This window comes from Bradyrhizobium sp. ORS 111 (genome assembly GCF_045571485.1).
In the GTDB taxonomy this organism is placed as follows: domain Bacteria; phylum Pseudomonadota; class Alphaproteobacteria; order Rhizobiales; family Xanthobacteraceae; genus Bradyrhizobium.
Genome location: NZ_CP120701.1, coordinates 4,119,691 through 4,141,687 on the forward strand (window position 1 = coordinate 4,119,691; position 21,997 = coordinate 4,141,687).

Sequence of the window (21,997 nt, forward strand, 5' to 3'; positions counted from 1 at the left end):
TCACTGAGGGAGCTTGCAATGACTGACGGGACCGGAATTCATCGACGTGACTTTGTGACCGCCGCAACGGGTGGTCTGGTTCTTGCCGGCATGGGGTCCGGTCCCGCCCATGCTGCACCGGCGGAAACGACGTCATCGATCGCGCCGCAGCCGGCTCCTTCCTTTGGCGCGGATCAGACAACCGCCGATGTCCTGATCGAGACCCTCGTCGGATGGGGCGCAACGCATGTCTTCGGAGTGGTGGGCGACGGCATCAACTCAATCGTCGAGGCGGTCCGAAAACGTTCCAATCGCATACGCTACATTGGCGTTCGACACGAAGAAGCCGCCGCTTTCATGGCCTCTGGATTTGCAAAGCACTCCGGTCGGCTCGGCGTCTGCATCGGCACCACGGGCCCCGGCGCCATTCATCTGCTGAACGGCCTCTATGATGCGGCCTTCGATGGCGCCCCCGTCGTCGCTCTGACTGGTCTCACTTTCCACGATTTGACCGGCCTGTGTTATCAGCAAGGAGTGGACACGGTCAGGCTCATGCAGAACGTAGCGATCTACAACGAACAGGTCACCGGTCCCGAGCACGCCATCCTGGTCGGCAATCGCGCCTGTCGAGCGGCGCTTGGCGAACGAGGGGTCGCGCATCTGACGATCTCCAAGGACGTCCAGATGATGAAGCTCTCCGCGGACAAGCGATCGATGCGGAACCCCGGCGCACGGACGTCATCATCGTGGACCACCGCCCTCGCGACGGCACCCGATGATCAGTTGCGGGCCGCAGCAGACATCCTGAATTCCGGCCGGCGCGTAGCGGTCCTGGCTGGACAAGGAGCGTTGGATGCCCGGGTCGAAGTGACGGCGCTTGCGGACAAGCTCGGAGCTCCCGTCGCCAAGTCGCTCCTCGGCAGAGCCGTCCTGCCCGACGACTCGCCCTTCACCACCGGCGGCATCGGCGACCTTGGCACCGCGCCATCGTCCTGGGCGATGAAGAATTGTGACACCGTCCTGATCCTCGGCTCGACAATGCCCTGGGAGGAATACTATCCGACGCCCGGCCAGGCACGCGGCGTCCAGGTCGACCTGAAGGCCGATCGGATTGGCTTGCGATACCCAGTGGAGGTCGGTCTCGTCGCCGACGTCAAGTCGACGTTGAGCGCTCTGCTGCCGCTCGTCGAGACCAAGACGGATCGCTCGTTTCTCACAGAAGCACAACGTCGAATGCGCGACTGGAACGCGCTGCTGGATCAGGTGGTGAACACACCGCGTTCACCGCTTCGCCCGCAAATGGTCGTGGGCGCAGTCAGCGACCTAGTTGCGGATGATGCGGTGATCTCCCTCGATTGCGGCGCCAACACGCACTTTGCCGCGCGCTGTCTGCGACTGCGACCAAACCAGCATCTGACCGGCACCGGGATGCTCGCCAGTATGGCCCCCGGATTGCCATTCGCGATAGCGGCCCAGCTCGCTTTCCCAAGGAGACAATCGGTTGCTGTCGTCGGCGACGGTGGATTTGCCATGCTGATGGCGGAGCTTTCCACCGCCGTCGCCCATGACCTGCCTGTCAAGATCGTTCTGCTGAAAAACAACAGCCTGGCCGAAGTCAAATTCGAGCAACAGGACATCGGCAATCCGAGCTTTGGATGTGAACTGTCGCCGATCGATTTCGTTGCGTTCGCCAAGGGCTGCGGAGCCGACGCGTTCAATTGCGAAAGGCCGGACGAGGTTCGTCCAGCTATTCGGGCCGCACTTGCATCCCCCCGAGCCGCCCTCGTTGAAGCCGTCGTTGATGCCGAAGAACGGCCCACGAAGCCAGAGGGTCTGAGGGCATGACGGGCGGCCGGAACCGTGGTTGAGGATCAAATTCAACATCCCGGCGGATGATTGCACTGTCGCAGCCCGGCGAGCCACCGCCCCCATGGCCGCCCATTGCGATATTCGGAGGAGCATTTTCGTTCCCTGGACGTTGGTATCGACGCCAATCACCTGCGAAACCAGACATGGAGAGCGACCATGCCGGAACGACGAACCATACAGAAGGCGAAGCGGGACCGACGCTCGGGCAAATCAGCAACCACGCAGGCGGGCGAGTTCGTACGTGAAGAAATTCGCGATGTCCGCCGTGGCAAGCATGGAGCGAGATCGACGCAACAGGCGATCGCGATCGGTTTGTCAAAAGCGAGGCGTGCGGGAGTTCCCCTTCGACCACCCCGGAAAGGCAAGGCGAAAGCGAAAACGCGCAGAAGCGCCGAGTACGCGTATGAGGCAGGTCAAGGCAAACGAAAAACGACCCGCCGGCCGCGCGTGTCGCGTGCCGTATCCCGGACCCTCAAGGGAGAACCCCGAGGCACGGCCTCACGCTCGGCACTGTCGAAACAAGCTCGACGGTCCGCGTCGCGCCGTTCAGCGTCGGCTCGCTCGGCGGCAGCTCGCAAGGCGGCCAAGACCAAGGGATCGACGCGGCGCTCCGCAGCCGCAAAAAAGGCGGCCCGAACCAGGGCACGTCGCAAATAGTCCCGGCCGTTACCGATGCCCAGAAGACGATCATGGAAAGGCAAAGCCTATCCATCCGAACCGAGACAGTCGCCGGATGCGAAGAGAACCTATGAACGCTATCTCGATCTAGCTCGTAGCAAGGCATTAAGCGGCGACCTTGTCGCGGCTGAGAATTACCTTCAGCATGCCGAGCACTATCTGCGGCTGATGCGCGAGCGGCGGCCCGTCGAAAACTCGGGCAAGCATTAGGCGCAGCCGCGGCCAAGGCGCCGCTTGCTGCAGATGCCACTCATCTGGTGTCACCATCAGGGCTGGCTGGTTCCCCAAAAGTTCGCCTCGCCCCGAGCACGAGGAACAGTGCCAACATTGAGGCGTTTTCTCAGTGGGGCGTGGATTAAACGGAGACGAGATATGAGAAACCTGACATTGGCGATGCTCGCCGGCGCCGGCGCCCTCATAGCCTCCGGCACCTACGCGGCAGCGGACGAGTTCCTGATCAGGGACAACGCTCCTCTGCTCCAGCAGGCTCGGCTGGTCTGTAACGACGCCGGGCGATGCTGGCACACCCGGGGTGATCGCGTGATACGCGGTGAGGGCTACTACTATGGGCCGCGGCGTTATTATGACGACGATTACGGCTACTATCACCGGCCTGGCATCGGTGTTCAGGGGCCAGGATTTAGCTTCGGCATTGGCCCGGGCTACTAAGATCCACTGAACGCCTCGCTTTGCGCAAAGTCCGCCGCAACCCGCCGTTGTTTGGCGGGCTTTGCGTTTTGGCTGCAGGCCTAGCTCGCAGATTCCAGGGATGTGCTCGGCCTGAGCATATCGAAGGCCTCGCTTTCCTCGTCCGATCTCATCCCACTCGCCCCGCGCGTGACGAAATGCCGCCAAATAGCGATGGTTTAGTCGGCAGCGTCGCTCCGCATCGGGTTCGCAATGAGATCGTTCGCGTCATTTCGACGGCCCTTTTTATGCCTTGTGTCGCTGGCGATGCTTGCGTTCGGATGCGGCCGGCTTCACGCCCAGGGCGCCGCGCCTCCTGACAAGGAGTTGGTCGTGGCGACCAAGGAGGCGCCACCGTTCGCGATGAAGCAGTCGGACGGGAGCTGGAGCGGTATCAGCATCGCGCTCTGGAAAAGGATCGCCGATCAGGCTCATTTGCGTTTTCGGCTGGTCGAGACCCAGAGCGTGCCGGACCTGCTGGATGGCGTTGCCAACGGCAGCTTCGACGTCGGTGTCGCGGCGATTACAGTGACCGCCGCGCGTGCTCACAGGGTCGATTTCACCCAGCCCTTTTACAGTACCGGTCTCGGCATTGCGGTGCCGGTCAGCGAGAACCCCTGGGTCTCGATCGGACGAGCGCTTCTTTCTTTCGGCTTCTTCCAGGCCGTCGCGGTGCTGCTTGGTTTCGCCATGGCAGTCGGCTTCCTGATATGGGTGTTCGAGCGCCGCAAGACCGAACACTTCGGCGGTGGCGTCAAGGGACTCGGCTCCAGCTTCTGGTGGTCGACCATCGCCATGACGCAGGCCGGGGCCGCGCAGAATGCTCCGACGACCCTCCCCGGACGGATCGTCGCGATGGGGTGGATGATCGCATCCGTGATCGCGATCGCAGTGTTCACTGCCGGTATCACCTCCACCCTGACGCGCAGAGGGCTCGAAGGCTCCGTTCACGGCTTCAACGACCTGCGGTCCGTGCGCGTCGGAGCGGTCGCGAATTCCGCGACGACTGATTACTTCGCCCGTCAGCGGCTTTCCTTTCGAACGTTTCCGGACATCCAAAGCGGCCTGTCCGCGTTGGGGCACGGCACGATCGATGCCTTCGTCCATGACAAGCCGCTGCTGACCTGGATGGTTCGGAACGACTTCTCGGCCTCGGTTCGTGTCGTCGACACCAGCTTCAGCAGCGAGAGCTATGCGATCGCGCTGCCGAAAGGCAGCCCCCTGCGGCCGATGCTCGATCTCGCCGTGCTCGATCAGATCGAGAGCGACTGGTGGCAGCAAACGCTGTTCGAGACCCTTGGAAATGCTCGGTCCCGCTGACGTTTCCTTGCAACGCACGGCGTCAGCTCGATGGATCGGCGCCAACTGTCCCTCCGCCTGATTTATACTTCGGTAAACATATCGTGGGAGGGTCGGTCAGCAAGTTGCGTTGGAGTTCACCCGTGATCGATTTTGACGAGCTGCGTAGTCTCGCGGCAGACGTTCGCATCTTCATCGAAGCCTCCGATGACAAGGCCGGCGCGCTCAAGGCCGTGGTCAATGCCTACGACGTGGTGCTGGGTATCTTTCCTTCGGCCGCTGGAATGGATCTCCACGTGGTCAAGGGAACTGAGGTCCTGGACCATATCGCCCAGACGCAAGTCTCCGGCGATTTCACGCACACCGCCATTGCATTCCAGAATCGGGAACAGGCGATCGCTCTGCAGCAGGCGATGGCGGCTTAGCCACGATCTGCATTCTTCCTCGAAGCTGCATGCTGCGCTGTTGGCTGCCGCAGCGCCCCCGGCACGCGCCGCCGCGATCCGGCCATCGGGCCCGAGGCCCTTCTCGATCGTCACAGGCACGCGCCAATACCTCCCTGCTCGCGGCGTTTTGTGAAATGCCGGCCAATCGTTCGCCTCGACATCGCATAGCCTCTTCGCCTATCCTGCCGGCATGAGCGATCATGAGCACCATCACCACGATCACGACCACTCCGAGCTGTCAGAGACCGAGCTGCGCGTGCGCGCGCTGGAATCGATCCTGAGCGAGAAGGGTTATCTCGAGCCGGCCGCGCTCGATGCCATTGTGCAGGCTTACGAGACGAAGATCGGCCCGCATAACGGAGCCCGGGTCGTCGCCAAGGCCTGGACCGATCCCGCCTTCAAGAAGGCGCTGCTCGAAGACGCCACCAAGGCTGTCGGCACCCTCGGCCATGTCAGCCGGGTCGGCGACCATCTCGTCGCGGTCGAGAACACACCGGGTCGCCACAACATGGTCGTTTGCACGCTCTGCTCCTGCTATCCATGGGAGATGCTTGGCCTGCCGCCGGTCTGGTACAAGGCCGCGCCCTATCGCTCCCGCGCGGTCAAGGATCCGCGCGGCGTCCTCGCCGACTTCGGCGTCAGCCTGCCGAAGGAGACCGAGATCCGTGTCTGGGATTCGACTGCAGAAACTCGCTTCCTGGTGCTGCCGATGCGGCCCGAGGGCACCGAAGGCTGGAGCGAAGAGCAACTCGCCGAGCTCGTGACGCGCGATTCCATGATCGGCACCGGATTTCCGAAGCAGCCGGGTGCCCCGTCATGAACGGCGTCCACGACATGGGCGGCATGGACGGGTTCGGCAAGGTCGAACCCGAGCCGAACGAGCCGATGTTCCATCATGAATGGGAATCGCGGGTGCTGGCGATGGTCCGCGCGATGGGCGCGGCCGGAGCGTTCAACATCGACGCATCCCGTTTCTACCGCGAGACCTTGCCGCCCCACGTTTATCTGTCGAGCTCCTATTACAAGAAATGGCTGCTCGGGCTTGAGGCCCTGCTGCTCGACAAGGGCTTTATCGGCAAGAACGACATCGCGGCCGGCCATGCCGTGACGCCGGCGAGCCCCCTCAAGCGCGGCAAGTTCTCGGTGGCCGACGTCGAGCGCGTGATGGTGCGCGGCAAGTTCGGCCGCGATGCGCCTGCGCCTTCGAAATTCAAGGCCGGCGATCGGGTGCGGGCGAAGAACATCCACCCTGCTACGCACACCCGGTTGCCACGTTACGTGCGCGGTCATGTCGGCGTCGTCGAGCGCGATCACGGCTGTCACGTGTTCCCCGACACCGCTGCAAATGACGCCGGCGAGAACCCGCAATGGCTATATACGGTCGTGTTCGACGGACGTGAGCTCTGGGGACCGGACTCCGACCCGACCATCAAGGTCTCGATCGATGCGTTCGAGCCATATCTGGAGCCGGTGTGATGGATGCGTCCGCGGCGGCTCGCGCGACCGGCGCCATTTCCAGCATTCCCCGCGACGACGCCGGCCCGGTGTTCCGCGCGCCCTGGGAGGCCCAGGCCTTCGCCATGGCGCTGATGCTGCACGACCGGGGCGTGTTCACCTGGACCGAATGGGCGGCCGCCCTCGCCGACCAGATCAAGCGCGCGCAGGCCGCGGGTGATCCCGACACCGGCGAGACCTACTACCTGCATTGGCTGGCCACGCTTGAGCACCTGGTGGCCGCGAAAGGCGTGACGACGTCGGAAACGCTGCATCGCTACCGCAACGCCTGGGATCGCGCCGCGGACCGCACCCCGCACGGCAAGCCGATCGAGCTCGCCCCGGCGGATTTCGCGTAGCGCGGAGGCGGTTGGCGCGACGTTTTGCCCGACACGCGGCCGTCTGTCGTCCCGGCGAAGGGCAGCCGATATTGCGCGGCCGGCGTCGTGACCGGGACTCGTCGTTCGTCGTCCTGCGAAAGCCAGGACCCACTGCCACCGCATTTGGTGATGAACGGGATCGTGGCCCCAGCGCCGCGCAGCGACTGACATTTGGGGTAATGGGTCCTGGCTTTCGCCAGGACGACGCTGATGATAGTTCTCGTTCGATCTCTCTCGCCGTCATTGCGAGGAGCCAACGGGTCGCGCGAACGCGCGCCCGATGACAGGCTCCGCGACGCAAGCCATCTCTCCGCTGTCGTCTCCGCGCATGCGGGGGATCTGGTACGCTGCGGCCTCTCGGATCAATCACTGCGGCCTCTGGGATACTGGATCGCCCGCCTTCTGTTTAGTCTGGACAGATCACTGACAGGTGTTCGGAGACATAGCTGACACATCAAGAATGGCTGGATTGGTCCGATTCGGGAGGCCGTCCATGCCGTGGAGCGAGGTGTCAGTCATGGATCAGCGACGCGAGTTCGTGCGTCTTGCGATGCAGGAAGGAGCGAACCGGCGGGAGCTATGCCGCCGGTTCGGGATCAGCCCTGACGTCGGCTACAAATGGCTGAGGCGCTGGCAGGCCGGAGATCGGGAGTTGGCGGATCAGTCGCGCCGTCCGAAGAGGATGCCCAAGCGCAGCGCCGCTGTGGTGGAAGCGGAAGTTGTCGCCGTCCGCGACAAGCATCCGGCTTGGGGAGCACGCAAGATCGCCCATTGCCTCAAGCGTGGCGGGCAGGCTGTGCCTGTCCCGTCCACCGTGCATCGGATCCTGTGTCGGAACGACAGAATCAAGCCGAGCGAGAATGCGCCGCCCAACCCTGGACATCGGTTCGAGAAGGAAGCTCCCAATCAATTGTGGCAGATGGACTTCAAAGGCCACATACCGCTCGCCAACGGGATGCGTTGCCATCCGCTGACGGTGGTCGACGATCACTCGCGCTATGTCCCGTGCCTGAAGGCATGTGCGAACGAGCAGCGACCCATGGTGCAGGAGCATCTGACGGCCACGTTCCGCCGCTATGGGCTGCCCGACGCCTTCTATATCGATAATGGCTCACCTTGGGGCGACACATCCGGCGTGCGCTGGACCGGATTGAAGGTGTGGCTGCTCAAGCTCGGCATCCGGGTGGTGCATGCCAGACCGTGTCACCCGCAGGGCCGCGGCAAGAACGAGCGCTTCCATCGCACCCTCAACGCGGAAGTGTTTGCCATGCATCTCTTCCGCACCTTGCCGGAGGTCCAACGCGCGCTCGACGCCTGGCGCATGATCTACAATCTGGAGCGGCCTCACGAGGGGCTCGCTATGCAGGTGCCCGCCGATCGCTTTCGGCCGAGTTCACGCGCGATGCCGGCGCGTCTTCCGCAGGTGCAATACGACGTCGGCGAGACGGTTCGGACCGTCTCGTCGACCCGAAGCTACATCTCCTTCAAGGGACGGTTCTGGAAAGTTCCGCAGGCCTTCTTCGGCGAGCGTCTTGCTATCCGGCCGCTCGATCGCGACGGCCACTACGGAATCTTCTTCGCCAGTTGGCAAATCGCATCAATCGACTTGACCGATGGCCAACCTGTCAGTGATGTGTCCGAACAGGTGTCAGCCATGTCTTCGGGCTAAACACTTCGCGGGCGATGACAGTCATTGAGGTATGGCATCGCGTTCTCGCGACATGAGGCTACGATCTGCGCACTGCGTATTCCCGCCATCCCTTCGCCCGCAGCTTGCAGGCCGGGCATTCGCCGCAGCCGTAACCCCAATCGTGCTGCGCGCCGCGTTCGCCGAGATAGCAGGTGTGGGAGTGCTCGCGGATCAGGTTGACCAGCCCTGCCCCGCCGAGCTCGTCTGCAAGCTGCCAGGTCGCCGCCTTGTCGAGCCACATCAGCGGCGTGTGCAGGTCGAAGTTCTTTGCCATGCCGAGGTTGAGCGCTGATTGCACCGCCTTGATGGTCTCATCGCGGCAATCCGGATAGCCGGAGTAATCGGTCTCGCACATGCCGCCGACGATGTGGCGGATGCCGCGCCGATAGGCGAGCGCTGCCGCGAAGGTGAGGAACACCAGGTTGCGGCCCGGCACGAAGGTGTTGGGCAGCCCGTCGGCGCCCATTGCGATGGCGACGTCGCGGGTCAGCGCGGTGTCGGATATGTCCGATAGCGTCGGGATCGCGAGCGTGTGGCTGTCGCCGAGCTTGGCGGCCCAGTCGGGACGCAGCGTCCGGATGCCATCCAGCAGGCGGTCGCGGCAGTCGAGTTCGATGGCGTGACGCTGGCCGTAGGTGAAGCCGAGCATCTCGACGCGGGCGAAGCGCGACAGGGCCCAGGCCAGGCAGGTCGTGGAATCCTGGCCGCCCGAAAACAGCACCAGTGCGGTATCTGAATTGATCTGATCGCTCATGGAACGGGCTCTACCACTCCTCGGCCGCCCGGCCAATCCGTGGACAGTTCCGTGATTTCGCCGCGTTTTGCTGGGATCGGCAGCGTCGATTTGGCATAAAGCCTGACCCCCCTCCATTCCGGTGCCGCATGACCCCTTCCCGCGACATTTCCCGCCTGATCGAAATCATGGCCGCGCTGCGCACGCCAGTGACCGGCTGCCCGTGGGATCTCGAGCAGAATTTCGCGACCATTGCGCCCTACACGATCGAGGAAGCCTATGAGGTGGCCGACGCGATCACGCGTGGCGATTTCGATGACCTTCGCGACGAGCTCGGCGATCTCCTGTTGCAGGTCGTTTATCACGCCCGCATGGCTGAGGAGCAGAATGCCTTTGCCTTCGGCGACGTGGTCGAGGCGATCACGAAAAAAATGATCCGCCGTCACCCGCATGTGTTTGCCGACAAGGACGGCAACATTCAGCCCGCCGGGGTCAAGAGCGCGTGGGAGCGGATCAAGGCCGAAGAGAAGGCCGAGCGCGCCGCGCGCCGGCAGTCCGAGGAAACCGCGCATAGCTCGCTGCTTGCAAGCGTCAAGGCTGGCCTCCCTGCGCTGACGCGCGCGATGGAGCTGCAGTGCAAGGCCTCGACCGTCGGCTTCGACTGGAACGATCCGCGCGCCGTGCTCGCCAAGATCCGCGAGGAAGCCGACGAGATCGAGGCCGCGCTCGATCGCGACGACAAGCAAGAACTTGCGGAAGAGACCGGCGACCTGATGTTTGCGGTCGTCAACCTCGCCCGCCACGTCGGCGCCGACCCGGAAACCGCGTTGCGCGGCACGAACGCCAAGTTCGAGCGGCGGTTCGCCTATATCGAGAAGGCGCTTGCTGCGAAGGGCCGCTCGCTCGAGGACGCCACTCTTGAGGAGATGGATGGGCTGTGGAACGAGGCCAAGCGCGAGCAGCAAGTGATCCCATCGTCCCGCTCGAGCAAGCCTGGAGAGCGCTGAGCCGGCAGCCCGCCCCGCTTGGTACTGTGAGCTCGAAATGAAGCAACCAGATTCACGGCCGAGCCAATTAGGCCCGACTTGCCTCAGTCTTTCCGGTGTCATCGGTTACTTTCGGTTGTTATCTCGCGGCCCGATATAAATCTTCATCAAAGCGACGCCCTGCTGTCATTTACGGATCGCTAAATCCTTCTCCTCGATCCAAAACAAGAGGAGGGATGCATGGGGATGCCAAAGCGCGGATGGACGACGGCAATCGGAGTGGCGCTTTCTTGGCAAGCGCTCGTGGCGGCGACGGCTTTCGCTGACGACGATAGCGCGCATCACCATGGCCGCCGCATTGAGCACGTGCTGTTGCTGAGCATCGACGGCTTCCACGGCTTCGACCTCACCAATTGCATCGCCAGCAAATTGTGCCCGAACCTGGCAAAGCTTGCCCAGCACGGCACGACCTACGCCAATGCATCCACCACCAAGCCGTCGGATTCGTTTCCCGGCATGCTGGCGCAAGTGACCGGCGGCACGCCGAAATCAAACGGCGTGTATTACGACGACAGCTACGATCGCACGCTGTTCGCGCCGGCCAGTGCCTCGTCTGCGCCCTGCGCGCAAGGTCCGGGCGCGGAGACCAATAATGCCGAGAATCTCGACAAGAACCAGCATTCGATCGACGGCGGCGTGCCGGCGAGCCTGACCGGGTCCAGCAGCGCGGTCGCGATTGATCCCAACAATTTGCCGGGTCAGCTCGCACAGAAGCGTTGCGCGCCGGTGTGGCCGCACAATTTCGTGCGCACCAACACCATTTTCCAGGTGCTTCATCACCATCACCTAAAGACCGCGTGGTCCGACAAGCATCCGGCCTACGATCTCCTCAACGGCAATGATCCGGATTCCCAGCCGGCTGACGGGCCCGGCACCAATATCGATGAGTTCTTCGCGCCCGAGATCAATTCCGACCTCAGCAATGCCAACGTGCAGTTGATCAACGCGCTGGGGCTGCATTCGACGGCGCCGGCGCCGGTCACCGATCCCAATTGTCCCGGTCCGAACTGCGGCAGCGACTTCACCTCGACGATCGGCGGCGTTGAGTACTACGACGGCATCAAGGTCTCGGCCATCCTCAATGAGCTCAACGGGTTCAATCATATGGGGACGATCGAGGTGGGCACGCCGGCAATCCTCGGCATGAACTTTCAGGCCGTCAGCGTTGGCCAGAAGCTGAAGATCGGCGGCTACACGGACGCGATCGGCACGCCAAGCGACAATCTCGCCAACGCGATCCGCTTCGTCGACAGCTCCATCGGGCAGATGATGAACACGCTGCAGAACCGCGGTCTCGCGGAACGCACCCTCGTCATCGTCAGCGCCAAGCACGGGCAGTCTCCGGTCGACCGCACCAAGCGGGCTGCACTCGACGACGCCGCGGTCATCGCTGCTCCGATCGGATCGAACTTCGCCTTTGACATCGCCGATGACGGCGTCCTGATCTGGCTCAAGGACAACAGCGGCAACAAGACCGTGGAAGCGGTCAACGCGCTGAAAAACTTTGCCGGGGACACCGGCATTGCGAGCTTCCTCTATGGCGATGCGCTGGCCGACATGTTCCAGAACCCGGCCAAGGACTCCCGTGCACCCGACATTATCGGTATCACGCGCGTCGGCGTGATCTATACCGGCGGCTCGAAAATCGCCGAACATGGCGGTTTCAATCCCGACGACGTCCATGTCGCGCTCCTGGTATCGAAGCCCGACCTGCCCCGCTCAGTGGTGAACGAGCCGGTTGCCACCGCGCAGATCGCGCCCACGATTCTGAAAGTGTTGGGGCTCGATCCCGAAGAGCTCGAGGCCGTACGCAAGGAGCACACGAAATCGCTGCCGGGAATTGAGTAGATGATGGCTGGTCCAGGGTCTGGGAACCTGCCCTGCCCTTGGTATCAACCGCCAGTCATTGCGGCATCCGGAGCGCGGTGAGATCAGGAAGGATCCTGGTCGCGCTCCGGGTTCTTGTTTGCATAGGCGCGATGGACCGTGAGGCCTGGCGGCATCTCCGGCATCACGTGCCCGGCGGCACCGCATCAAACCGGCTGACCACGATATCGCGCTTGCTCTCGTCGACCCGCACCGTCATGTCGAAACGTTCGCCGTGCAGCTCCTTGTTGAGCACTTCGGCGTTGCGATGTAGCCAGCTAATGCCGGCGCCGTCGGAGGCGTCGATCGACAGGCTCAGAGTCATCCGCTTGGACGCAAGCCGGCCTTCGATCGCGGACAGCAGCTCATCGATCCCCTCGCCCGAGGTCGCCGAGACCAGGAAGCAAGGCCGCTCCAGCGGCCGGCGCGCCGCGATGTTGCGCAGGTTCTCGCGCTCATCGGGATCAAAACGATCGATCTTGTTCCAGACCTCGATGATGCGTTGGCCGCCGTCGGCGTCCGGGTCGATGCCGAGCTGGCGCAGCACCGCCTCAACGTCCCGTTCCTGGGCTTCGGCATCTTCGTGGGAGATGTCGCGCACATGCAGGATGATATCGGCCTCCAGCACCTCCTCCAGCGTCGCCCGGAATGCGGCCACGAGCTGGGTCGGCAGGTTGGAGATGAAGCCGACGGTGTCTGACAGCATCGCCTTGCCGCCATGCGGCAGGTTGAGCGCGCGCAGCGTCGGATCGAGGGTCGCAAACAGCATATCGGCCGCCTGCACGTCCGATCGCGTCAGGCGATTGAAGAGGGTCGATTTGCCGGCATTGGTGTAGCCGACCAGCGCCACCACGCGGTACGGCACGCGCTGGCGGCCGGCACGATGCAGCCGCCGCGTTGCCTGCACCTTCTTCAATTCGCCCTCGAGCTTGGTGATGCGCTCGCTGATCAGGCGGCGGTCGGCCTCGATCTGGGTTTCGCCGGGGCCCCCCATGAACCCGAAGCCGCCGCGCTGGCGCTCGAGGTGGGTCCAGGACCGCACCAGGCGGCTGCGCTGGTAATTGAGATGGGCGAGCTCGACCTGCAACGCGCCTTCCTTGGTCTTGGCGCGGCGGCCGAAGATTTCCAGGATCAGGCCGGTACGATCGAGCACCTTGGTGCTCCACGCCTTCTCGAGGTTACGCTGCTGGATCGGCGACAGCGCGCAATCCATCACCACGAGTTCGGTCGCATGGCTCGCGACAAGGCCGGAGATCTCCTCGACCTTGCCCTTGCCGAGATAGGTCGCCGGACGGATCTGGCTGATCGGAGCGACCACCTTTTCCACGACGACGAGATCGATGGCGCGCGCCAAGCCGGCCGCTTCCTCGATCCGTGCATCGTAGTTGCGGACAGACGAATCCGCTCGCGCGTCGCCATCGCCGCGGCGCGCACGCAGGTAAGGGCCGATGACGATCACCCGCCCAGTACTGCCGTCCCCCGCCGACCGTGGGCGGTCGGCGCCCCCTTCACGATTGAAGGGTTCCAATCAGTTCACTCTCAAGCCGGTGCGTCCTCACCGCCTTCGAACAACTGGATCGGAGCGCCGGGCATGATGGTCGAGATCGCGTGCTTGTAGACCAGCTGCGAATGACCGTCGCGCCGCAACAGCAGGCAGAAATTGTCGAACCATGTGACAATCCCCTGCAGCTTCACTCCGTTGACCAGAAATATCGTCAGTGGTGTTTTGGTTTTACGAACGTGATTAAGGAAGGTGTCTTGTAGATTTTGTGCGCGGTCTGCCGCCATTGTTTTTATCCCGCAAGCTTGTGCTTCTTTTTATTGAACCGGTTGTTGCTCTCTGACGGAGCCTCCCCGGCCACTCACCTGCCCTGAGATCCCCCTCCGGCAGGCATAGCGGTAGGATTAGAGGCCACGCGCGCTTTTTAGGCAAGTCGGTTCACGCGCCACTCCGTAGGAACACGGTGGCAATTCTAAGAAAGCGCGGGAAAAGAGGCAAATATTCACAAGTAACTGGATAGGTCAAACCGAGAAACTAAGGGGCATACCCTTGAAATCTCCCGGCAACGCCCGGACTTGCCCGCGGAGGTCCGGCGCAACGTGGTCGCCCAGGCAGGACGCTTCTTCGCCTGGCCCGGCCGTGCTGGGGATCAGCCGACCCCCAGAGCCTTCAGCTTGCGGTGCAGCGCGGACCGCTCCATGCCGACAAACTCCGCGGTGCGCGAGATGTTCCCGGAGAAGCGGCTGATCTGGGCGATCAGATAGTCTCGCTCGAACACTTCTCGGGCCTCCCGCAGCGGCAGGCCCATAATGTGCTCGCCATTGTTGGAGGTCGGCATCGCCGGCACCATCGAGCCGACATCCTGCGGCAGCATGTCGGCGGTGATGATCGCCTCCGGTCCGCCGCCGGCGAGAATCATCACGCGCTCGACGTTGTTGCGAAGCTGCCGGACGTTACCCGGCCAGACATGCGATTGCAGCACCGCCATTGCGTCCTGCCCGATCTGCCGCTTCGGCAGGCCGGTGGCAGCCGAGATCTGGTCCATGAAGTAATCGATCAATTCAGGGATGTCCTCGCGCCGCTCGGACAGCGGGGGGACGCGGATCGGCACCACGGACAGCCGGTGGTAAAGGTCTTCGCGGAAGCGACCGGCCGCGATCTCTTCCTCCAGATTGCGCGCCGTGGACGAGATGATTCGGACGTCGACGTGGACCTTGCCGGTGCCGCCCTGGCGCTGAAAGGTCTGGTCGACGAGCACGCGCAGGATCTTGTTCTGGGTCTCGCGCGGCATATCGGCGATTTCGTCGATGAACAGCGTGCCGCCGTGGGCCTCTTCGAGCGCGCCGGGCTTGCGCTGCTGCTCGCCGTTCGTCGATCCCTCGATGCCGAACAGCTCGACCTCCATCCGTTCCGGCGTGATCGCGGCCGCATTGATGACCACGAACGGCCCCTCCGCGCGCCCCGACGCGTGGTGCAGCGTGCGCGCGGCAAGCTCCTTGCCCGAGCCTGCAGGTCCGACGATCAGGATGCGGCTGTTGGCCTTGGCGGCGCGGTCGATGGTCTGGCGGAGCTGGTTCATGCAAGCCGAGCGGCCAGTCAGGATGCTCGCCGCCGGCGCGAGCTGCTTGAGCTCCTTCACCTCCCGCCGGAGCCGCGAGGTCTCCAATGCCCGCGTCGCGACCAGGATCAGCCGGTCCGATTTGAAGGGCTTTTCGATGAAGTCATAGGCGCCGCGCTTGATCGCCGCGACCGCGGTTTCAATGTTGCCGTGGCCGGAGATCATCACGACAGGCAGATCGGCATTGTCCTTCTTGATCTGCTCGAGCAATTGCAGGCCGTCGAGCTTGGAGCCCTGCAGCCAGATGTCGAGGAAGACCAGATGCGGCCGGCGATTGGCGATCTCGGCGAGCGCCGAATCGCTGTCGCGCGCGGTGCGCGTGGAAAAGCCCTCGTCGTCCAGGATGCCCGCAACGAGGTCGCGAATATCAGCTTCGTCATCGACAATCAGAATGTCGCTAGCCATGAGTTACACCTGCCTTGTCAGTCGCCCGTCGCGGCTTTGATTTTTGGTTCATTGTTGGTCGTTTCTGCCGGGGGGCTGGTCGCCTCTCCCGGCGGTTTTTTTTCAGCGTCCGGCCCGCCCGATCCCGCCCTCACGTCCGGTCCAGGCTCCTTGCTGTCGGGCTTGGCCGCCTGGCCCGACACGGCGAAACGCAGGCGCATCCAGGCACCGCGCTGGCCCTCGCGGAAATCTGAGGCGTCCTTGAGCTCGATGCGGCCGCCATGGTCCTCCAGCACGCGGCCGACGATTGCGAGCCCGAGACCGGTGCCCTTGGCGCGGGTCGTGACATAGGGCTCCAGCAGGCGCGCGCGGGCGACCTTCGGCAGCCCGATGCCGTTGTCGACGACATCGATGATGATGTCGTCGTCCTCGCGCTGGGCGACGACGTCGATCCGGCCCTTGCCGAGCTCCTCGGGCGGCACCTGCTCGATCGCTTCGGTCGCGTTCTTGATGATGTTGGTCAGCGCCTGCGAGATCAGCCGACGGTCGAACTGCGCGGGCAGCGGGTCCTGCTTGATGTCGGCCTCGATGTCCAGATCGGGATGCGCGACCCGCATCAGGAATACCGCCTGACGCACCACGTCGGCGACGTCCTCGCCTTCCATCACCGGCTTGGGCATCCGCGCAAAGCGCGAGAACTCGTCGACCATGCGCCTGATGTCGTCGACCTGGCGGACGATGGTGTCGGTGCACTGATCGAAGATCGACTTGTCCTTCGGCTCGGTGATGGTCTTGCCGAACTTGCGGCGGATGCGCTCGGCGGAGAGCTGGATCGGGGTCAGTGGATTCTTGATCTCATGGGCGATGCGGCGAGCAACGTCGCCCCAGGCCGAGGTGCGCTGCGCCGACACCAGCTCGGTGATGTCGTCGAGCGTAATGATGTAGCTGTCGCGCGCCTGGCTGGTCTTTTCGGCCGAGATCCGCACCGATAGATTCCGCTCGTGACCGTCGCGGTTGATGGTGATCTGGCCCTGCACGAGACGCTGGGTGCCCTCGCGCGCGGTCTTCATCATGTCGTCGAGCTCGGGCAACACATCGGACAGCGGATGGTCCAGCGTTTCGGACTCGGCGTGCCCGATGAGCTTCTCGGCCGAACGGTTGAGGATGCCGATGCTGCCGGATGCATCGACGCCGATGATGCCGGCGCTCGCCGAGGACAGCACCGCCTCGATGAAGCGGCGGCGGCTGTCGATCAGCTCGCTGGCATTGACCAGCTCGTCGCGCTGGGTGCGCAGCTCCTGCGTCATGTTGTTGAAGGTCTGGCCGAGCTGGGCGAGATCGCCCTCGGATTTGACCACCGGCACCTGCACATGCAGATCGCCAGTCGAGACTTGGTTCGCCGCACTCATGATATTGCGGATCGGCTCAACCAGCCAGTTGGCGAAATTAAGTCCGATCAGCACCGAGGCCATCAAAATGGTCAGCGCGATCACCGCGAACATCAGCGCGAACGTGACCTGGATGCCGAGCCGGCGCGATTCGGTCTGGGCATATTCGGCGACGCTGGCCTGGGTCTGCTTCAACTGGCTGATGACACGCGGATCGAGCAGCCGCGCGACGAACAGAAACGTGTCGGTGAAGCCGCGCAGGCGCACCACCGCCGCTACGTAATTCTCCTCGGGAAAGACCGATATTTCCGGCTTGTTCTCGGTGACGCTGTCGAGCAATTCCTTCGGCGGCGTCAGGAAGGATTGCGATATTCCGGTGTCGGCGTTGGCGAGGATGTTACCGTCCTTGTCGAGCAGCATCGCCCCGGTCAGGTTGCGGCCGGCCGCGCCCACGGTCAGGAATTCCTGAAAGGTCCGCCGGTCCTGGTCGTAGAGCGGCCGCGCATTGGACAGATCGTTGGCCATCGACAGGATGTCGCCGTTGATGAGCTGCGCATGCTCGTAGGTGTAGGCGCGGGCGACGCTGAGCGAGTTCTGGATCGCTTCCCGCGTCGGCCCCGAAAACAGCCGATCGAGACCGCGGTCGAGGGTGACGTTGGCGATGATGGCGACCAGGACCGCCGGCAGCACCGCGATCACCGAGAACAGGCTCACGATCTGGACATGCAACCGGGCCGCCGCCCTGCCCCGCCGCCGGGCCTGGAGCACCTTCCAGACCTCGGGGATGATGATCCCGACGAGCAGCAGGATGATGGCCGTGTTGATCAGCAGGAACGAGTAGACGACCCGCTTGGTCGGCTCGATCGGGGTCAGGCCGCTCAGCACCACGAAGGTCAGGAATGCTGACAGCAGGGCCGTGACCGCCGCAAACGGCGCCAGCCAGCGCCGAAGGGGAAAGCCCCTCGGCTCGGTTCGGGACGCGTCTAACGTTGAAGGCGTGGTTTCTTCGCTGGTCATACCGGCAAGTGAGCTGAATGCTCTCGTCCGCTGAAGTTACGGACTGATGCAATCATATCACATTGTTGCCGAATTACGACATTTCCGCGGCGTCGGCTCGAGGGTGTCCACAGACCGGCTGCGGTGGACTCGGGATTGGCGGCGACCGGAGGCCGCCGCCGTCCTATTGCGCCCTTTGCCCAGGGGACCGCGTGATTAGGCCCCGCTCCGATAGACCTGAATATCCAGGTCGCGGATCTTCTTGCGCAGGGTATTGCGGTTCAACCCCAGCAGGTCGGCCGCCCGAATCTGGTTCCCGCGGGTGGCTGCCAGTGCTGCGGTCAGGAGCGGCACCTCGATTTCCTTGAGAATGCGATGATAGAGGCCCGGCGGCGGTACCCCGTTCGGGAAACCTGAGAAGTGCGACGACAGGTAGGCCTCGACGGCGCCGCCGAGATTGTCGACGCCGACGGTGGCGTTGCCCCCCGATGCGACGGCCGGCGGCGCCAGTTCGCCGTCGATGACCGACGAGGTAATGACGTCCTGCGGATAAAGCGCGGCGAGCCGCCGGGCGAGGTTTTCCAGTTCGCGGACGTTGCCCGGCCAACGGTGCTGCTTGAGCCGCTCCAGTGCCTGGGTGTCGAGCTTCTTCGGCGGTAGGCCATCCTTTTCGGCAAGCGCGAAGAAGTGCCTGATCAGATCGGGCAGGTCCTCGATGCGCTCGCGCAGCGGCGGCAGCCGCAGCGGCACGACATTGAGGCGGAAGAACAGATCCTCCCGGAACAGGCCCTGCTGGATCAGGATGCGCAAATCCTTGTTTGAGGCGGCGACGATGCGCACATCGGTCTTGATCGGGGTGCGGCCGCCGACGGTGGTGTATTCGCCCTGCTGCAGGACGCGCAGCAGGCGCGTCTGCGCCTCCATCGGCATGTCGCCGATTTCGTCGAGGAACAGGGTGCCGCCTTCGGCCTGCTCGAAGCGGCCGGAGGCGCGGGTGTTGGCGCCGGTGAACGCCCCGCGCTCGTGGCCGAACAATTCGGACTCGATGAGGTCGCGCGGGATCGCCGCCATGTTGACCGCGACGAACGGGCCGTTGCGGCGCCGGCCATAGTCATGCAGCGCGCGGGCAACGAGCTCCTTGCCGGTGCCGGACTCGCCGGAGATCATCACCGTGAGGTCGGTCTGCATCAGCCGCGCCAGCACGCGGTAGATTTCCTGCATCGCCGGTGAGCGGCCGACCAGCGGGATCGACTCGAACTCGGAATCGTCGGCGGCGCTGGCCACCCGCTCCTTCGGCTCGGCGAGCGCGCGGCCGACGATCGTGATCAGCTCCTTCAGGTCGAACGGCTTCGGCAGATACTCGTAGGCGCCGCGCTCCGAGGCGCGGATCGCCGTCATGAAGGTGTTCTGCGCGCTCATCACGATGACCGGCAGGTTCGGCCGCATCTTCTTGATCCGCGGCAACAGATCGAACGCGTTCTCGTCGGGCATCACCACGTCGGTGATGACGAGATCGCCCTCGCCCTGGCTGACCCATCGCCACAGCGTGGCGGCATTGCCGGTCAGGCGTACCTCGTAGCCGGCGCGCGAGAGCGCCTGGTTCAGGACGGTCCGGATGGCGGTGTCGTCGTCAGCGACAAGTATGCTACCTGCGGGCATTGGTGTTCCTCATCGTGCATCCTGAGAGGCAGGCGACGGCGTACCCGGAACGTCGTCGCGGTTGCTTTGGTCGTGTTGCTTGGCAGCGCTGTACACCGGCATCAGCACGCGGAATGTGGTCTTCCGCGGCTGCGACTCGCATTCGATGATGCCGCCGTGATCGCCGATGATCTTGGCAACCAGTGCGAGCCCGAGCCCGCTCCCGGTCTGCTTGGTGGTGACGAAGGGATCGAACAGGTTCGGCAGCAGATCTTCCGGCACGCCGCTCCCGTTGTCCTTCACGCAGAATTCGAGCGGCAGCGAGACCCGCGATTTCTTGCCGGGCACCGACAACCGCACGCCCGGACGGAACGCCGTGGTGAGTTGGATCTCCGCATCGGCGCCGAGATCGGCGACCGCTTCGGCGGCGTTCTTCACCAGATTGAGGAATACCTGGATCAACTGGTCCTGATTGGCCAGCACCGGCGGCAACGACGGATCGTAGTCCTCGATGAAGCGGACGTTGCGGGCAAAGCCGGACTGCGCCAGCCGCTTCACATGGTCGAGCACCGAATGGATGTTGACCGGGCCGCGCGCCACCGGCCGCTCGTCGCCGAACACTTCCATGCGGTCGACCAGCGTGACGATGCGATCCGCCTCGTCGCAGATCAGCCGCGTCAGCAGCCGATCCTCGGAGGACGCCTGCTGCTCCAGGAGCTGCGCGGCGCCGCGGATTCCCGACAGCGGATTTTTGATCTCGTGAGCCAGCATCGCGGCGAGCGCGATCACCGAGCGCGCAGCGCTGCGATGCGTGAGCTGGCGGTCCATCTTGTCGGCGATGGTGCGCTCCTGCAGCATCACCACGATGTGGCCGGGTCGTTCAGTCAGCGGCGCGACGTGCAGATCGACCTGGCGATCGCCGCCGATGCGCGGTGTCCCCAGATCGACCTTGTATTCATTGACCGGCGAACCGCTCGCCCGCACCTGCTCGATCAGCGCGAGCAGCGGGCTGCCAAACGGCACCAGCTCCTTCAGCGACTGCCGGCGCAGAAATTGCGCCGAGATCTCGAAGAAGGCTTCGGCGGCGATGTTGGCGTCGACGATGCGGCCGTCCGGCGCGACCAGCAGCACCGGATTGGGCAACGCATTGAGGATCGCTTCCCCGTCGGTAGGCACGGGCCGGCGCTGTTCCATGGCCGACGTCATGCGGCGGCACTCCAGGCAAAATCGTCGTAGGCGTCCTCGAGCGACCGATGCACGCTGGACGGCTCGTCCGAGGTGAGTATCTTCTGCCGCCAGGTCTTCAACGTTGCGGCCGGCGCGCGGCTGCAGGCGGCGGCGGTCTCGAGCGCCCAGCCAAGATGCTTGCGGGCGTGCCTGAATCCGATGCGCACGCCGTAGTGGCTGCAAACTTCGTCATAGAGCGCACGGACGTGCTTGAGCTGTTCGCTGAGCGATGGTGCGGCTTCGGCGATGCCGGTCTCCAGCCGGCGGCCGATCTGGCCCGGCAGCCAGGGCTGGCCCTGCGCGCCGCGGCCAATCATGACGGCGTCGGCACCCGACAGTTCGAGCGCGGTGACGGCCTTGTCGAACGAGGTGATGTCGCCGTTGACCACGACCGGGATCGTGACGGCATCCTTGACCGCACGCACCGCACTCCAGTCAGCGTCGCCCTTGTAGAACTGGCAACGGGTTCGGCCATGCACGGTGATCATCCGCACGCCGGCGGCCTCGGCACGGCGCGCCAGTTCCGGCGCGTTGAGCGAGCGCTCGTCCCAGCCGAGCCGCATCTTCAGCGTCACTGGCACCTTGACCGCCGAGATTGTCGCCTCGACCAACGCGACCGCGTGATCGAGATTGCGCATCAGCGCCGAGCCGGATTGGCCACCGGTCACATGCCGGGCCGGGCACCCCATGTTGATATCGATGACGTCGGCGCCAGCGCTCTCGGCGATCCGGGCACCCTCCGCCATCCAATGACTCTCGCAGCCGGCGAGTTGGACAACGTGCGGCCCGATCCCGGCTGCCTCGCAGCGCAGCTTCGACATCGGCTTGCCATTCACCAGGTCGTCGCTGGCGGTCATCTCCGACACCACCAGCCCGGCGCCAAGAGCCGCCGTGAGTCGCCTGAAGGGGGCGTCGGTGACGCCGGACATCGGCGCGAGGAGAACCCGGTTGGCGACAGCAATGTCACCTATCTTCAATGGGTTACGAGAAACACTTTGCACGCCGGTCACGGCCGTCTCGTCGGTTCGTCGACCACGCCATTGCAGCCGATTTCATGTATTGTGCGCACAAATCTTGT

Annotated in this window: 20 protein-coding genes; 11 read left to right on the forward strand and 9 right to left on the reverse strand. The window is 64.0% G+C overall.

Translation table 11 applies throughout. The features are described 5' to 3' along the window. The first annotated feature begins 18 nt into the window (after window positions 1–18). From P6U30_RS19230 to P6U30_RS19270, 9 genes are all read left to right on the forward strand, one after another. On the forward strand, window positions 19–1,824 hold the full coding sequence (locus tag P6U30_RS19230; RefSeq protein ID WP_407164510.1) for a thiamine pyrophosphate-dependent enzyme: 1,806 nt from the start codon (window positions 19–21) through the stop codon (window positions 1,822–1,824). 696 nt (window positions 1,825–2,520) lie between these two features. After that, window positions 2,521–2,736: a DUF4167 domain-containing protein gene (locus tag P6U30_RS19235; RefSeq protein WP_407164511.1), complete on the forward strand. Its 216-nt coding sequence runs from the start codon at window positions 2,521–2,523 to the stop codon at window positions 2,734–2,736. 162 nt (window positions 2,737–2,898) lie between these two features. Further along, window positions 2,899–3,195: a hypothetical protein gene (locus P6U30_RS19240; protein ID WP_407164512.1), complete on the forward strand. Its 297-nt coding sequence runs from the start codon at window positions 2,899–2,901 to the stop codon at window positions 3,193–3,195. A 351-nt stretch (window positions 3,196–3,546) separates the two neighbouring features. Continuing rightward, entirely contained in the window at window positions 3,547–4,533 is a 987-nt protein-coding gene (locus tag P6U30_RS19245; RefSeq protein WP_407164514.1) for a transporter substrate-binding domain-containing protein, read from the forward strand. A gap of 122 nt (window positions 4,534–4,655) precedes the next feature. Beyond that, window positions 4,656–4,937 (forward strand): hypothetical protein, encoded by a 282-nt coding sequence (locus tag P6U30_RS19250; protein WP_407164516.1) that lies wholly within the window; start codon window positions 4,656–4,658, stop codon window positions 4,935–4,937. A 211-nt stretch (window positions 4,938–5,148) separates the two neighbouring features. Next, window positions 5,149–5,778, forward strand: a complete 630-nt coding sequence (gene nthA / locus P6U30_RS19255) for a nitrile hydratase subunit alpha (RefSeq protein ID WP_407146189.1) — start codon at window positions 5,149–5,151, stop codon at window positions 5,776–5,778. Further along, on the forward strand, window positions 5,775–6,434 hold the full coding sequence (gene nthB / locus P6U30_RS19260; RefSeq protein ID WP_407164517.1) for a nitrile hydratase subunit beta: 660 nt from the start codon (window positions 5,775–5,777) through the stop codon (window positions 6,432–6,434). Before nthA ends, nthB begins: the two co-directional genes overlap by 4 nt. Beyond that, window positions 6,434–6,811 (forward strand): nitrile hydratase accessory protein, encoded by a 378-nt coding sequence (locus tag P6U30_RS19265; RefSeq protein WP_407164519.1) that lies wholly within the window; start codon window positions 6,434–6,436, stop codon window positions 6,809–6,811. Before nthB ends, P6U30_RS19265 begins: the two co-directional genes overlap by 1 nt. Before the next feature lie 514 nt (window positions 6,812–7,325). Continuing rightward, on the forward strand, window positions 7,326–8,501 hold the full coding sequence (locus P6U30_RS19270) for an IS481 family transposase (protein WP_407164520.1): 1,176 nt from the start codon (window positions 7,326–7,328) through the stop codon (window positions 8,499–8,501). A gap of 58 nt (window positions 8,502–8,559) precedes the next feature. On the opposite strand, the gene queC is transcribed toward P6U30_RS19270, so the two are convergent. Then, complete coding sequence (gene queC / locus P6U30_RS19275) at window positions 8,560–9,276, reverse strand: 7-cyano-7-deazaguanine synthase QueC (RefSeq protein ID WP_407164521.1); 717 nt, start codon at window positions 9,274–9,276, stop codon at window positions 8,560–8,562. 128 nt (window positions 9,277–9,404) lie between these two features. On the opposite strand from queC, the gene mazG reads away from it, so the two are divergent. Beyond that, the gene (gene mazG / locus P6U30_RS19280) at window positions 9,405–10,262 is read left to right on the forward strand and encodes a nucleoside triphosphate pyrophosphohydrolase (RefSeq protein ID WP_407164523.1); all 858 of its coding nucleotides are present in this window, start codon (window positions 9,405–9,407) and stop codon (window positions 10,260–10,262) included. A gap of 165 nt (window positions 10,263–10,427) precedes the next feature. Here mazG and P6U30_RS19285 read toward each other — a convergent pair whose 3' ends face one another. After that, complete coding sequence (locus tag P6U30_RS19285) at window positions 10,428–10,637, reverse strand: hypothetical protein (protein ID WP_407170672.1); 210 nt, start codon at window positions 10,635–10,637, stop codon at window positions 10,428–10,430. Here P6U30_RS19285 and P6U30_RS19290 point away from each other — a divergent pair. Beyond that, on the forward strand, window positions 10,608–12,149 hold the full coding sequence (locus P6U30_RS19290) for an alkaline phosphatase family protein (protein ID WP_407170489.1): 1,542 nt from the start codon (window positions 10,608–10,610) through the stop codon (window positions 12,147–12,149). The genes P6U30_RS19285 and P6U30_RS19290 overlap by 30 nt on opposite strands. Before the next feature lie 163 nt (window positions 12,150–12,312). Here the strand turns inward: P6U30_RS19290 and hflX are convergent, their stop codons facing one another. From hflX to dusB, 7 genes are all read right to left on the reverse strand, one after another. Beyond that, window positions 12,313–13,695, reverse strand: coding sequence for a GTPase HflX (gene hflX, locus P6U30_RS19295; RefSeq protein WP_407164524.1), 1,383 nt, complete (start codon window positions 13,693–13,695; stop codon window positions 12,313–12,315). Between the two features lie 11 nt (window positions 13,696–13,706). After that, window positions 13,707–13,955, reverse strand: coding sequence for an RNA chaperone Hfq (gene hfq, locus P6U30_RS19300; RefSeq protein WP_006020546.1), 249 nt, complete (start codon window positions 13,953–13,955; stop codon window positions 13,707–13,709). Window positions 13,956–14,317: 362 nt separating this feature from the next. Next, window positions 14,318–15,691, reverse strand: coding sequence for a sigma-54-dependent transcriptional regulator (locus P6U30_RS19305; protein WP_407146196.1), 1,374 nt, complete (start codon window positions 15,689–15,691; stop codon window positions 14,318–14,320). Between the two features lie 17 nt (window positions 15,692–15,708). Next, a complete protein-coding gene (locus P6U30_RS19310) occupies window positions 15,709–18,075 on the reverse strand; it encodes an ATP-binding protein (protein ID WP_407164525.1) in 2,367 nt (788 codons plus the stop codon). Window positions 18,076–18,270: 195 nt separating this feature from the next. Then, window positions 18,271–19,713 carry a nitrogen regulation protein NR(I) gene (gene ntrC, locus P6U30_RS19315; RefSeq protein WP_407164527.1) on the reverse strand — a complete coding sequence of 481 codons (1,443 nt, stop codon included), beginning with the start codon at window positions 19,711–19,713 and terminating at the stop codon, window positions 18,271–18,273. A gap of 9 nt (window positions 19,714–19,722) precedes the next feature. Next, on the reverse strand, window positions 19,723–20,898 hold the full coding sequence (locus P6U30_RS19320; protein WP_407164529.1) for a two-component system sensor histidine kinase NtrB: 1,176 nt from the start codon (window positions 20,896–20,898) through the stop codon (window positions 19,723–19,725). Next, a complete protein-coding gene (gene dusB, locus P6U30_RS19325; protein WP_407170490.1) occupies window positions 20,895–21,896 on the reverse strand; it encodes a tRNA dihydrouridine synthase DusB in 1,002 nt (333 codons plus the stop codon). The genes P6U30_RS19320 and dusB overlap by 4 nt, the downstream gene beginning before the upstream one ends. Between the last annotated feature and the right edge of the window lie 101 nt (window positions 21,897–21,997).

Bases quoted from the DNA above. Each gene is read 5' to 3' on its own strand.
- P6U30_RS19270 (WP_407164520.1), top strand. From the start codon at position 7,326: ATGCCGTGGAGCGAGGTGTCAGTCATGGATCAGCGACGCGAGTTCGTG.
- nthA (WP_407146189.1), top strand. From the start codon at position 5,149: ATGAGCGATCATGAGCACCATCACCACGATCACGACCACTCCGAGCTG.
- P6U30_RS19230 (WP_407164510.1), top strand. From the start codon at position 19: ATGACTGACGGGACCGGAATTCATCGACGTGACTTTGTGACCGCCGCA.
- ntrC (WP_407164527.1), bottom strand. From the start codon at position 19,713: ATGCCCGCAGGTAGCATACTTGTCGCTGACGACGACACCGCCATCCGG.
- P6U30_RS19240 (WP_407164512.1), top strand. From the start codon at position 2,899: ATGAGAAACCTGACATTGGCGATGCTCGCCGGCGCCGGCGCCCTCATA.
- mazG (WP_407164523.1), top strand. From the start codon at position 9,405: ATGACCCCTTCCCGCGACATTTCCCGCCTGATCGAAATCATGGCCGCG.
- P6U30_RS19265 (WP_407164519.1), top strand. From the start codon at position 6,434: ATGGATGCGTCCGCGGCGGCTCGCGCGACCGGCGCCATTTCCAGCATT.
- P6U30_RS19305 (WP_407146196.1), bottom strand. From the start codon at position 15,691: ATGGCTAGCGACATTCTGATTGTCGATGACGAAGCTGATATTCGCGAC.
- queC (WP_407164521.1), bottom strand. From the start codon at position 9,276: ATGAGCGATCAGATCAATTCAGATACCGCACTGGTGCTGTTTTCGGGC.
- hfq (WP_006020546.1), bottom strand. From the start codon at position 13,955: ATGGCGGCAGACCGCGCACAAAATCTACAAGACACCTTCCTTAATCAC.
- P6U30_RS19320 (WP_407164529.1), bottom strand. From the start codon at position 20,898: ATGACGTCGGCCATGGAACAGCGCCGGCCCGTGCCTACCGACGGGGAA.
- nthB (WP_407164517.1), top strand. From the start codon at position 5,775: ATGAACGGCGTCCACGACATGGGCGGCATGGACGGGTTCGGCAAGGTC.
- P6U30_RS19235 (WP_407164511.1), top strand. From the start codon at position 2,521: ATGCCCAGAAGACGATCATGGAAAGGCAAAGCCTATCCATCCGAACCG.
- P6U30_RS19310 (WP_407164525.1), bottom strand. From the start codon at position 18,075: ATGACCAGCGAAGAAACCACGCCTTCAACGTTAGACGCGTCCCGAACC.